The 12,150-nt window shown below is 44.8% G+C and carries 11 protein-coding genes; 9 read left to right on the top strand and 2 right to left on the bottom strand.

Annotation, left to right across the window (positions count from 1 at the left end):
• Window positions 1–9 precede the first annotated feature (9 nt).
• The 8 genes from rpiB to GO495_RS26240 all read left to right on the top strand — a co-directional run bounded on the left by rpiB (window position 10) and on the right by GO495_RS26240 (window position 8,579).
• Window positions 10–468 (top strand): ribose 5-phosphate isomerase B, encoded by a 459-nt coding sequence (gene rpiB / locus GO495_RS26275; protein WP_157302932.1) that lies wholly within the window; start codon window positions 10–12, stop codon window positions 466–468.
• Between the two features lie 558 nt (window positions 469–1,026).
• A complete protein-coding gene (locus GO495_RS26270) occupies window positions 1,027–1,527 on the top strand; it encodes an RNA polymerase sigma factor (RefSeq protein ID WP_089781962.1) in 501 nt (166 codons plus the stop codon).
• Window positions 1,528–1,612: 85 nt separating this feature from the next.
• On the top strand, window positions 1,613–3,952 hold the full coding sequence (locus GO495_RS26265; RefSeq protein ID WP_157302931.1) for an ATP-dependent helicase: 2,340 nt from the start codon (window positions 1,613–1,615) through the stop codon (window positions 3,950–3,952).
• 56 nt (window positions 3,953–4,008) lie between these two features.
• Entirely contained in the window at window positions 4,009–4,470 is a 462-nt protein-coding gene (locus tag GO495_RS26260; protein WP_157302930.1) for a regulatory protein RecX, read from the top strand.
• Window positions 4,471–4,539: 69 nt separating this feature from the next.
• Window positions 4,540–5,334 carry an amidohydrolase gene (locus GO495_RS26255; RefSeq protein ID WP_157302929.1) on the top strand — a complete coding sequence of 265 codons (795 nt, stop codon included), beginning with the start codon at window positions 4,540–4,542 and terminating at the stop codon, window positions 5,332–5,334.
• Window positions 5,334–5,717 carry an SMU1112c/YaeR family gloxylase I-like metalloprotein gene (gloA2, locus tag GO495_RS26250; protein WP_157302928.1) on the top strand — a complete coding sequence of 128 codons (384 nt, stop codon included), beginning with the start codon at window positions 5,334–5,336 and terminating at the stop codon, window positions 5,715–5,717. The genes GO495_RS26255 and gloA2 overlap by 1 nt, the downstream gene beginning before the upstream one ends.
• A gap of 24 nt (window positions 5,718–5,741) precedes the next feature.
• Window positions 5,742–6,842, top strand: a complete 1,101-nt coding sequence (nagA, locus tag GO495_RS26245) for an N-acetylglucosamine-6-phosphate deacetylase (RefSeq protein ID WP_157302927.1) — start codon at window positions 5,742–5,744, stop codon at window positions 6,840–6,842.
• A 63-nt stretch (window positions 6,843–6,905) separates the two neighbouring features.
• Window positions 6,906–8,579, top strand: coding sequence for an ArnT family glycosyltransferase (locus GO495_RS26240; protein ID WP_157302926.1), 1,674 nt, complete (start codon window positions 6,906–6,908; stop codon window positions 8,577–8,579).
• Between the two features lie 58 nt (window positions 8,580–8,637).
• Here GO495_RS26240 and thiL read toward each other — a convergent pair whose 3' ends face one another.
• Together thiL and GO495_RS26230 are read right to left on the bottom strand one after the other, a co-directional pair.
• Window positions 8,638–9,672: a thiamine-phosphate kinase gene (thiL, locus tag GO495_RS26235; protein ID WP_157302925.1), complete on the bottom strand. Its 1,035-nt coding sequence runs from the start codon at window positions 9,670–9,672 to the stop codon at window positions 8,638–8,640.
• Between the two features lie 5 nt (window positions 9,673–9,677).
• Complete coding sequence (locus tag GO495_RS26230; RefSeq protein WP_157302924.1) at window positions 9,678–10,451, bottom strand: inositol monophosphatase family protein; 774 nt, start codon at window positions 10,449–10,451, stop codon at window positions 9,678–9,680.
• Between the two features lie 163 nt (window positions 10,452–10,614).
• Between GO495_RS26230 and GO495_RS26225 the strand changes: the two genes are divergently transcribed.
• Window positions 10,615–12,147: a GH3 family acyl-acid amido synthetase gene (locus GO495_RS26225; RefSeq protein WP_157302923.1), complete on the top strand. Its 1,533-nt coding sequence runs from the start codon at window positions 10,615–10,617 to the stop codon at window positions 12,145–12,147.
• Window positions 12,148–12,150: the final 3 nt, after the last annotated feature.

Genomic DNA, 12,150 nt, shown 5'->3' with positions numbered 1-12,150 from the left:
TTTAATGTTATGTCACAGGCATTATTCAATCTTACCCTGCCGGTAGCTATCGGCTCTGATCATGCAGGGTTTGAATATAAAGAAGAGATCATTTCCTACCTGGAAAGCAAAGGTCTGAAGGTAAAAGATGTAGGAGCTTTTTCTAAAGACTCTGCAGATTACCCGGATTTTGCCCATCCGGTAGCCACACTGGTGGAAAGGGAACAAGCTGCTTTTGGTATCCTGGTATGTGGAAGTGGCAATGGGGTAGCTATTACTGCGAATAAACACCAGGGTATACGTGCCGCAATCTGCTGGGGTGAGGAGCTGGCCAGGCTGGCCCGTTCACACAACAACGCAAATGTGCTGTGTGTACCTGCACGTTTTGTAGATGGTAATGTAACAAAACAGATGGTAGATGTATTTATCGACACGCCTTTTGAGGGAGGACGTCATGAGAACAGGGTGAGGAAGATTGCCTGTTTATAAAAATGAAACTTTACATAGCAAGAGCTGATTGCCGGAATATATCTGACAATCAGCTTTTTAGTTTAGATGTTGTCACTAGCTTTTTTTGGTGAATACAATCCAATTTGTTAAATTGTGTTAAGAGTCATTAAGTCGGATATATATGTTGTCTGTGAATGGCATGTTTAAGTATAGGATATTTTCTTAAAGTAAGAACCATATTACAATCTGAGCGAGTCATTACAGACTGGTACATACCCCCAATCATTGAGTAACCATAAAATCTACAACAATGGAAATACCTTCTACAATTGTATGTTTGAAATTCGAGGATTTGAATAATGAGAATGATTATATAACGTGATGTTGATGCATTGAATTCGTATATGTGTTGTATCCCATACTGATAGCGGTTGTTTCATAAGTGCTGTTCTTTTTCGTGCACCCTTTTGAATGTTTTAATACCCTAGCATATGTCAGTCACATCATCATTTTCGGCAATCAATAATTGTTTCCCTTAAAAGTCTGGTTTATCAGCTGAAGCATGATTTTTTTTCAGATGCTTAAACTTTGTTCGTTATGTCATCCACAGAATTCAATACACTATTACTGGGAAATGCTGATTTCCTGAGACCTTACGCTGTTACGCTTACAAAGGACACTGAATCAGCCAAGGACCTCTACCAGGAAACACTTTTCCGTGCACTGGCCAACCGCGACAAATACCTGGCCGGTACCAACATCCGCGCATGGCTGTATACCATCATGCGTAATATCTTTATCAATAACTACAGGCGTGGTAACCGGCAGTTCCGTTTGCTGGATAATTCCGCGGGAGAATTCCTGTTGCATCAGCAACAACCTGTTATTGGAAATGGGGCAGAAACGAATCTGCGCATTAAAGATGTTCACATGGCAGTATATAACCTGCCTGTAATATTTAAACAGCCTTTCATGCTTTATTTTGAAGGTTATAAATACTTCGAAATAGCCGCTATGCTCAATGAGCCGCTGGGTACGGTGAAGAGCCGCATCCATTTTGCCCGTAAGATGCTGAAATCACGGATTGCAAGATATTGACCGATCTTTTGTATTTTTACGCCTTCCCAATTTAGTTTTTTATTCCACCAGTTCCTGGTGGAGGTCAGGAATTTTAATTATAATAATGAAGGCAAATTATTTAGATGAATTGAATGAGCGGCAACGCGAAGCGGTAGAGCATATTAAAGGTCCGCTGATGATTGTTGCTGGTGCAGGTTCCGGTAAAACGAAAGTGCTGACAATGAGAATTGCACACTTGTTACGTAATGGTGTGGATGCGTTTAATATACTATCACTAACGTTTACTAATAAGGCTGCCCGTGAAATGAAGGAACGTGTGGAAAAGATCCTTGGAGGATCGGAAGCCCGCAACTTATACATAGGTACCTTTCACTCCGTATTTGCCCGCCTGCTGAGAGCAGAAGCACATCGTCTCGGTTACCCAAACGACTTCACCATCTATGATTCTGATGATGCCAAAAGTGTATTGAGAACAATCATCAATGAACAGAATCTCGATGATAAACATTACAAACCTAACTTAGTATACAACCGTATTTCTGCTGCCAAAAACAGCCTGATGGGGCCTGAAGAATACCAGGTAGACTACGGTGTACAACAGGAAGACATGCGTGCAAACAGACCTATGGTAGGTAAACTGTACGACATGTACGCCAAACGTTGTTTCAAGAATGGCGCTATGGACTTTGATGACCTGCTGTACAAAATGTACATTTTGCTGAAAGGCTTTCCTGAAGTATTACACAAATACCAGCACAAGTTTAAATACATAATGATCGACGAGTACCAGGATACGAACCCTGCACAGTACGAGATCATTAAGTTATTAGGTGCTGCGCATGAAAATATCTGCGTGGTGGGAGATGATGCACAAAGTATCTACTCCTTCCGTGGTGCTACCATCGAAAATATCCTGCAGTTTGAAAAGGATTATGATGATGCAAAAGTGGTGAAGCTGGAACAGAACTACAGAAGTACAAAGTCTATCCTTAACGTGGCCAATGAAGTAATCGGCAACAACAAAGGACAGATAGAAAAGAACCTGTGGACCGATAACAGTGAAGGTGAAAAGATCAAACTCGTGCGTACCATGACGGACAACGAGGAAGGTAAATTCGTAGCAGAAACTATTGCAGAGCAACGCCTGCGCAATCATTATGCTAACAAGGATTTTGCTATCCTTTACCGTACAAATGCACAGAGCCGTTCTTTTGAGGAAAGCCTTCGTAAAAAAGCTATTCCTTACCGCATCTTTGGTGGTACCTCTTTTTATCAGCGTAAGGAAATCAAGGACTTTGTAGCATATCTGCGTATCACCATGAATACACAGGATGAAGAAAGTCTGAAACGTATTATCAATTATCCTGTTCGCGGTATTGGTAAAACAACGATAGAAAAAGTGGTGGTGTTAGCAAATGATCATAACATTACCATGTGGCAGGTACTGGAAAGAGCCCGTGAGTTCGGTTTTAAAGCAGGTACACTGGAAGCGATAGAAAATTTTGTGGTAATGATCAGCAGCTTCCATGCCATGCTGGGCAAACACAATGCTTATGATATTGCGCTGCAGGTAGGTAAATCTACCAACCTGGTAAAGGAATTATTCAATGACAAAACTACAGAAGGGTTGGCCCGGTATGAGAATATACAGGAGCTGCTGAACTCAATAAAGGAGTTTACCGAAACACCTACTGAAGATGGGGAACTGCTGGAGAAAACATTAGGTACCTACCTGCAACAGATTACCCTGCTTACCGATGCTGATAAGGGTAGTGAAGAGAATAGCGATGTAGTATGCCTGATGACCATCCACGCTGCGAAAGGACTGGAATTTCCGGTAGTATTTACGGTGGGGCTGGAAGAAAGTTTATTCCCAAGTGGCATGTCTATCAATTCCAGGGAGGAACTGGAAGAGGAACGCCGGTTGTTTTATGTGGCCATTACCCGTGCTAAAGCACGTTTGTGGCTAACATATGCCAACAGCCGTTATCGCTTTGGACAGCTGGTGAATAATGAGTCCAGCCGTTTCCTGGAAGAAATGCCTGAGAAATATATAGACCGTAGTTATGCTGGTGGAGGATCTGTAAGGAACTCCCCTGGTAGTGGGTTATGGGGCAACAGCAGCGCTGGTGGTGGTGGAAATATGTTCGACAAGATGCAGAAGAAAGCGCCTGCACAGGCAGCGTCTCCGCGTCCTATGCCGAAACCGGCAGGAACAGCAGGAGCTGCCAGTACACATGTGCCTTCGCCGAACTTTACACCGGATGATCCGGCATTGATGGAAGCGGGGATGGAAGTGGAGCATCAGAAGTTTGGGTTTGGTACCATCCTGCAAATGGAAGGGGCTCCCAATAACCGCATTGCCAATGTGGTATTCCCCAAAGGCGGCGGTGAAAAGAAGATCATGCTGAATTATGCCCGTTTAATGATCGTAAAAAAATAATTAAGGCACAAATAGAAAAAGGAAGAGGCCATGGCCTCTTCCTTTTTGTTTTATATATGAGTAGTTCGTACATAGCAAAATTGCAGCACTATTGTGCCTACCAGGAGCGTAGCCATAGCGAAGTGAAATACAAATGCCTGGAGCTGGGACTGAGAGGAGAGGAAGTGGATGAGGCGATAGCAGCGCTGGTATCTGAGAACTTCCTGAATGAGGAGCGCTTTGCCAGGGCCTTTGCAGGCGGAAAGTTCCGGTCTAAGCAATGGGGGCGTAAGAAGATACTGGCGGAATTAAAACAGCGACAGGTATCTGCTTACTGCATTAAAAAGGGGATGGAAGAGATTGATGCCGATGATTATGAACAGGCATTGACCACGCTGGCGACTAAGAAATATGAGTCGCTCAGGGGGGAAGAACCGTTCAAAAGGAAGTACAAAGTGGTACAGTACCTGATGCAAAAAGGGTATGAACAGGAGCTGGCGCAGCCAATAGTTGAACAAATCGCAAAAGACGCTGCATAATTTTAAAAGTTTCTAAGCCAAGTCGTCGTAAATTTAGGGGCTTTCTTTTTTATTAATCGATAGATATTTATGTCAGATCTGAAGGTTACACTCATCCAGGCCAACTTACATTGGGAAGACATCGCAGCCAACCTGCGTATGTTCGACGAAAAGATTGATGCTATTACTGAACGTACAGAAGTAGTTGTATTACCGGAAATGTTCAGTACCGGTTTCAGCATGAAGCCGGAGAAGCTGGCTGAAACAATGGAAGGCAGTGCTGTACAGTGGATGAGGAAAAAGGCCGCCCAGAAGAATATCATCCTTACAGGAAGCCTGATCATTGAGGAGAACGGGGAATACCTGAATCGACTGATCTGGATGCAGCCTAATGGTGTAGCAGGCACTTATGACAAACGCCACCTGTTCGGCTATGCCGGTGAACATGAGCATTATCATGCGGGCGATCGCCGTCTGATAGCACAGGTAAAGGGTTGGAAAATATGTCTGACTATCTGTTACGACCTTCGTTTCCCGGTATGGTCGCGTAATGTGATTACTCCGGAGACAGGGGCTCCTGCTTACGATATACTCATCAATGTGGCTAACTGGCCGGAAAGACGCGCTACTGCCTGGAAGACGCTGCTACAGGCACGTGCCATTGAAAACCAGTGCTATATGATTGGTGTAAACAGGGTGGGCAATGATGGTAATGAGATTTATCATAGCGGAGACAGCAGCCTGATAGACCCAATGGGAGAGATCATTTACCGCAAGGGACATGATGAAGATATTTTTACTACTACACTCGAACGTACCAAGCTGGATGAGATAAGGAAGAACATTCCTTTCCTGAAAGATGCAGATAAATTCCAGGTATTTTAATGTTAAAGCATATTCATCATGTTGCCGTAATCTGTTCGGATTACGAACGAAGCAAATTATTCTATACAGAGGTACTGGGCCTGGAGATCATTCGTGAAGTGTACAGGCTGGAACGGAAATCCTATAAGCTGGACCTGGCGCTGGAAGGACAATATATCATTGAGCTGTTTTCTTTTCCTGACCCGCCACCACGTGCCAGCGGTCCGGAAGCACGCGGATTGCGTCACCTCGCTTTTGCTGTTGATAATATTGATCAGTCAGTAGCTGCATTGAACACCCATGCTGTAGTAACCGAACCGATACGTGTAGACCCATACACAGGTAAACGGTTCACCTTTTTTACAGACCCTGATGGATTACCACTGGAATTGTACGAATTGTAACGCTGCCCATAAAAATATTGCCAAATGCTTAGTGCGTATCAGAATGCTACCATTTTTACAGGAGAGACATTATACTATGCACATGCTGTACTGACAGAGAACGGCCGGATAACCGGTATCGTCCCTGTTGCGGAAGTGCCGTCTCATGCCTCCGTTATCGATTTGCAGGGAGATATACTAGCGCCTGCTTTGATTGACCTGCAGATTTATGGGGGTAATGGCGGATTGTTTCCATTGCATCCGGGGGTAGCCACCTTACAGGCTATGTATGCCTATTGTAAGAGTGGAGGGGCCGCTTACTTTATGCCTACGATCCCTACCATGTCTTTTGAAGTGATGCTGCAGGCCATACAGGCGGTAAAGGATTACTGGGAGCAGGGTGGTGAAGGCGTACTGGGGTTACACCTGGAAGGGCCGTTTATCAATAACGAGAAGAGAGGAGCGCACTTAACACAATTCATAAAATCACCTGTAAAAGAAGATATAGACCTGTTGTTGCAACATGGACAGGGAATCATAAAAATGATGACACTGGCGCCGGAGTGTTGTGATCCTGTATTAGTGAAGCGATTGCAGGATGCGGGAATCCTGATCTCTGCAGGGCATAGCAATGGCACGTACGAGCAGTTATACCAGTCGTTCGAAAACGGAATTACAACCTGTACGCACCTGTTCAATGCCATGTCCCCGCTGCAAAGCAGGGCGCCTGGTTTTGTTGGGGCCATTTATGACCATCCACGGGTAAATTCCAGTATAGTGGTTGATGGGATTCATGTTGATTTTAATGCAGTACGGATCAGTAAAAAGATAATGGGTGCCCGCCTGTTCCTGATTACTGATGCGGTGGAAGAAGGTCCTGGTGATTATGTTTATGTGAAAGAGCCGGACCGTTATGTAAATGCTCAGGGAGTATTGGCTGGCTCCCGGCTGACCATGCTGCAGGCGGTGAGGAACTGTATTAATAAAGTAGGGATAGATGCGGAAGAAGCGTTGAGGATGGCATCTGCTTATCCTGCTACTGTTGCCGGTTTGGGCAAGGAACTGGGATTTATTGCTACCGGTTACCGCGCCAGCATGATGGTGCTGGATAAACAATGGGAGCTTAAACAGCTGATAACTGCATAGTTACACGAATCGGTTATCATAATTGTTTATTGGGTTATCTTAGCAGTTTCAACCAGTAATTTCATGGATGTAGTTCGCTATTTCACAAAACATCAATATAAACGTCTTTTTCTGCTGGCCTGGTTAATCCTGGGGCTTCTCCAGGCATATTATACGCAGCTGCTGGACGATGAGTCGTATTATTGGGTGTATTCCCGTCATCTCGACTGGGGCTATTTTGATCACCCGCCAATGGTTGCGCTGCTGATAAAAATAGGTTACGGGTTGTTTCATAATGAGTTTGGGGTACGTATCTGCATGGTGATCCTGAATTTCTTCACACTGATCATTACTGATAAACTGATCGCTCGCCGGGACAACCGGATTTTTTATCTCCTGTTGTGTTCAATGGGAGCCATACAGTTAGGTGGTATGCTGGCTGTACCGGATGTTCCTCTCATCTTTTTTGCGGCGTTATACTTTTTAATATACCGTTCTTTTCTCGAACAACAGAGCTGGAAGAATACATTCCTGCTGGCTTTGAGCATGGCGTTGATGTTCTACAGCAAGTATCATGGTATTTTACTGGTAGCATTCACTGTTATTTCCAACCTTAATCTCTTAAGAGTATTCAAATTTTATATCGCTGTAATAATCACCGCTATTTTATTCCTGCCACACATTTACTGGCAGTACGCGCACGGATTCCCTTCTTTACAATATCACCTGGTAGAGCGTAATGCAGCTGCTTATGAGATTGGCTTTACAGCTGAATATATATTAGGGCAGTTATTGTTGTTTGGCCCGATAGCGGGATGGCTGATCCTATATTATGCCTTTGTATGTCCGATACAAAGTGCGTTTGAGCGTAGTCTGAAATTCTCCGCTATTGGGGTGCTGGTATTCTTCCTGCTGAGTAGTTATAAAGGTCGGGTAGAGGCTAACTGGACGGTAATGCTTTTTACACCGGTGTTTGTACTGGCACATCAGTCTATTTTTCGTAGGCGGAGATCTATTACCCCTCTGAAATATTTTGCATTTTTTACGTTACTGGTAGTGATGGTCGCGAGGGTATATATGGTGTGGGATTTTGCACCCGGAGTGGATGTCCGTCCTGAACTTCATCATAACAGAAGCTGGGCATTAGCCCTGCAGGAAAAAGCGGCAGGTAAGCCTGTGGTGTTCCTGAACAGTTACCAGTTGCCTTCCAAGTATATGTTTTATAGTGATAATGGGGTTTCTTACAGTGTTAACAGCCGTTATTCAAGACGTAATCAGTACAACTACTGGGATACGGAAAAACAGTTGTGGGGTAAGCCTGCGATGATCGTTACGGCTCCTTATGATCATTTTAATTTACCGGTAACAGGAACTATTCAAACAGCTAAAGGACTTTGGATTTATTTTATACAGGATCATTATTACTCTTATTCCCTTATCCAGTTAATACCTGCAATGAAAGAGGTAAAGACGACGGCGGGGGCACATATGACGTTTGTCCTTCAGTTAAAGAATGGTTATGGCACTCCTGTTCCGGCAGATAGCGGGGTATTGGGTTATGGATTTATGCATAATGGAGGAGAGATACCAGCCGTGAAATCTGACTTATCGCTGGGGAAGGCTATTGAAAGGCGTATTAACAAGATAGAGGTTGTGATGCCGGATCAACCAGGAACTTACCAGTTGAAATTCTGTGTATTTGCGGGGATGTTGACGCCGACGCATAATAGTCCGACGGTGAAAGTAGTTGTAGAATAGGATAACAAACGATATAAAAAATGGAGGCTGTCGCATACCATGAGACAGCCTCCATTTTTTATTGTTCAAAGGCATTCCAGCCCTGTGCTACCAGTTTATATTTGTTACCACCTTTGGTAATGATATGAGCACCTTCGCTGATATCAGCCATGTAGCCAATTACACTGATTTGTTCGGAGAGTACTATTTTATCATAGTCTTCCTGTTTCATGGTGAAGAGCAGTTCATAGTCTTCGCCGCCGCTTAATGCACAGGCAGTAGGGTCCAGACTGAATTTCAACGCAGCTTCTTTTGTTTCTCCCGCGATAGGGATTTTTTCTTCATATAATACACATCCCAGGTTGCTCTGTTTACAGATGTGCAGTATTTCAGAGCTGAGCCCATCACTGATATCCATCATGGCGGTAGGATGGATTTCCTGTTTTTGGAGGTATTCGATGATATCCTTGCGGGCTTCCGGTTTTAACTGGCGGCCTATTACGTAGGTCTGGTTTTCCAGGTCGGGTTGTAACTGAGGTGCTTCCAGGTATATCTGTTTTTCCCTTTCCAGGAGGGTAAGCCCCAGGAAAGCAGCGCCAAGGTCTCCGGAAACGCAGAGCAAGTCGCCCTTCTGAGCGGTGGAGCGCTTCACGAATTTGTCCGGGGCTACTTCTCCCAGTGCGGTTACGCTGATGACGAAGCCTTTTTTGGAAGAGGTGGTATCGCCACCTATCAGGTCTACCCCGTATTTCTCACAGGCAGCATATACTCCGTCGTAGAATTCGCTGAGGGCTTCTACGGAAAAGCGGTTGCTGAAAGCAATGCTTACGGTGATCTGTGTCGGCGTAGCGTTCATCGCGTAGATGTCGGAGAGGTTCACGACTACTGATTTATAGCCCAGGTGTTTGAGGGGCGTATACATCAGGTCGAAGTGGATACCTTCTACCAGCATATCAGTGCTAACCACTGTCTGGCGGCCGAAATGATCTATTACAGCAGCATCGTCGCCTACACCAAGAACGGTGCTGGCCTGCTGGATTTCTATATTTTTAGTTAGTAGTTCTATCAGACCGAATTCCCCCAGGGTTTCGATCTCGGTTCTTTCCTCGCTCATATTAATTAGTATTTTCCGTTCACAGCATCCACCAGTGAAGCATGGATGTTGCCGTTTGTTGCAATCAGTTTTTTCTGGTAGGGTGAATAACGTGTGCCTGTAAAGTCGGTCACTTTTCCACCGGCTTCTTCCACGATGATAAATCCGGCAGCAGCATCCCAGGCGTTGAGTTTGTGCTCATAAAAGCCGTCGAAACGTCCGCAGGCTACCCAGCAGAGGTCTATAGCGGCCGAGCCTAAGCGGCGTACAGGCAGTCCCTGCTTTATAAAATGTTCAAACACCTGTATGGGGTTGTTGGCAGAATCTTCCCATTGGTAGGGAAAGCCTGTCACCAGACAGGCATTGGCCAGTGCCTGTTTTTTAGATACATGGATGGGCTTGTCGTTGAGGGTGGCCCCTTTCCCTTTTTCTGCAAAGAAGAATTCGTTCATAAAAGGGTTGTATACCGCTCCCATGATGATTTCTCCATCCTGTTCCACACCTATGGATACACAGCAGATGGGAATGCCATGTGCAAAGTTGACGGTACCATCCAGCGGATCTATGATCCATTTCACATTGGAAGTGGTGGCTATCTCACCGGACTCCTCACTTAAAATAAAGTGGTCCGGGTAAGTTTCCCTTATCACACTGAAGATAGCAGTTTCAGCCCCATTGTCTGCTTCTGTTACCAGGTCATTGATTGTACTTTTGCTGCTGATCTCAAAAGCACTATTAAAGTATTGCTGTAATATTTTACCACCGGCATATGTCGCCTTGAGTAGGGTTGCCTTTAACATTTGGCAAAGGTACGGGGGAATTTTTTTTCTGCCCATATCGTTTTTAGTAATATGTTTGCAGGGAGGTTTCCGGAGGGACAAAGGAAACCTTTATATTCTGGCCGCCGCAATCCAAAATTCGGCGTATTTTTGCAATTCATATCATAAATGAGAAGGTAAATTAATGGCCATTTTAGGTAATCTTATATCGAGGTCGCTACGCATCAGGAAGAAATTCACATTCAAGTTAGGTACGCCTCGTCAATACCAGCTTCAGGTATTGCATCGTCTGCTTGCAAAAGCAAAAGATACGCAGTTTGGTCAACACTACAACTTTCAGGAAATACTTGACAGCCCCAGCGTTATAGCTCGATATAAAGCTACAGTTCCTGTGCATAATTATAATAAGATGCATGGAGAGTGGTGGTACAAGGCCCTGGAAGGTCAGGCCAATGTCAGCTGGCCGGAAAAGATCAAATACTTTGCATTAAGCTCTGGTACATCAGAATCTGCCAGTAAACATATACCGGTTACCCGGGACATGTTGAAGACGGTAAAGAAAGTGGGTATCAAGCAGTTATATTCTATGGCGAACTTTGATGTGCCGCCTAAATCCTTTACAAAAGGGATCCTCATGCTGGGGGGTACCACCGCTTTGTATGAGAAGGGGGACTACTACGAGGGGGACATGAGTGGCATACAGGCCAAGAACATTCCCCGTTGGTTCCGTCGCTTTTATAAGCCCGGTGGCAACATTTCCAGGAAACCGGATTGGGAACAGCGTATTAAGCTGATAGTTCGTAAGGCGCCGCAATGGGACGTGGGGACCGTTTGTGGGGTACCTGCCTGGGTGCAGATCGTACTGGCGGAGATCATTAAATACCATGGTGTAAAAGATATTCATGAGATATGGCCGAATCTGGCCGTATACATTCATGGCGGGGTTTCTTTTGAGCCTTACCGTGATAGTTTTAAGAAGCTGCTGGGTAAGCCTATCAACTTTATCGAAACTTACATGGCATCTGAAGGGTCTTTCGGGTTCCAGGCGAGACCAGGTGTAAGAGGTATTAAACTGGTACTGAACGCTGGTATCTTCTTTGAATTCATTCCTTTTAACGAGGAGAATTTTGATGCAGAAGGAGAAGTAAAGCCTAATCCGAAGTCGTACATGATCCATGAGGTGGTAGAAGATGTTGAGTATGCAGTGATGTTGTCTACCTGTGCGGGTGCATGGCGTTACCTGATCGGGGACGTAGTGAAGTTTACTTCCGTGAAAGAACATGAGATCGTGATAGTGGGTCGTACCAAACAGTTCCTGAGCTTGTGCGGGGAGCATATGAGTATAGATAACATGAACACGGCGATAGATATGGTGCAGAAAAAATTAGGCATTACCGTTACTGAGTTTACAGTGGCAGGCTTCTCTTATGAGAACCTGTTTGCACATCGCTGGTACATTGGTACAAACGATGTGAATGTAGACAGTAAGCGTGTGCGTGAGATCATAGATCAGGCGTTGTGTGAGGTGAATGATGATTATGCTGTTGAAAGGACTGCTGCGCTGAAGGAAGTGTTTGTTGAAATACTGCCGCACGATGCATTTATCGAATACCTGCGTGGTAAAGGTAAAGAGGGCGCGATGAATAAATTCCCGAGGGTAATGAAGGGTGAGAAGCTGAAGGACTGGGAAAAGTTTTTAGGCGTTAAGTCAGTTTAAACA

This window comes from Chitinophaga oryziterrae, assembly GCF_009758125.1.
GTDB classification, from domain to species: domain Bacteria; phylum Bacteroidota; class Bacteroidia; order Chitinophagales; family Chitinophagaceae; genus Chitinophaga; species Chitinophaga oryziterrae.
The sequence above is the reverse complement of the archived record's forward strand: the minus strand, read 5'-3'. Positions and strand labels throughout refer to the sequence as shown.

Bases quoted from the DNA above. Each gene is read 5' to 3' on its own strand.
- GO495_RS26225 (WP_157302923.1), top strand. From the start codon at position 10,615: ATGGCCATTTTAGGTAATCTTATATCGAGGTCGCTACGCATCAGGAAG.
- gloA2 (WP_157302928.1), top strand. From the start codon at position 5,334: ATGTTAAAGCATATTCATCATGTTGCCGTAATCTGTTCGGATTACGAA.
- GO495_RS26240 (WP_157302926.1), top strand. From the start codon at position 6,906: ATGGATGTAGTTCGCTATTTCACAAAACATCAATATAAACGTCTTTTT.
- rpiB (WP_157302932.1), top strand. From the start codon at position 10: ATGTCACAGGCATTATTCAATCTTACCCTGCCGGTAGCTATCGGCTCT.
- thiL (WP_157302925.1), bottom strand. From the start codon at position 9,672: ATGAGCGAGGAAAGAACCGAGATCGAAACCCTGGGGGAATTCGGTCTG.
- GO495_RS26270 (WP_089781962.1), top strand. From the start codon at position 1,027: ATGTCATCCACAGAATTCAATACACTATTACTGGGAAATGCTGATTTC.
- GO495_RS26260 (WP_157302930.1), top strand. From the start codon at position 4,009: ATGAGTAGTTCGTACATAGCAAAATTGCAGCACTATTGTGCCTACCAG.
- GO495_RS26255 (WP_157302929.1), top strand. From the start codon at position 4,540: ATGTCAGATCTGAAGGTTACACTCATCCAGGCCAACTTACATTGGGAA.
- nagA (WP_157302927.1), top strand. From the start codon at position 5,742: ATGCTTAGTGCGTATCAGAATGCTACCATTTTTACAGGAGAGACATTA.
- GO495_RS26230 (WP_157302924.1), bottom strand. From the start codon at position 10,451: ATGTTAAAGGCAACCCTACTCAAGGCGACATATGCCGGTGGTAAAATA.
- GO495_RS26265 (WP_157302931.1), top strand. From the start codon at position 1,613: ATGAAGGCAAATTATTTAGATGAATTGAATGAGCGGCAACGCGAAGCG.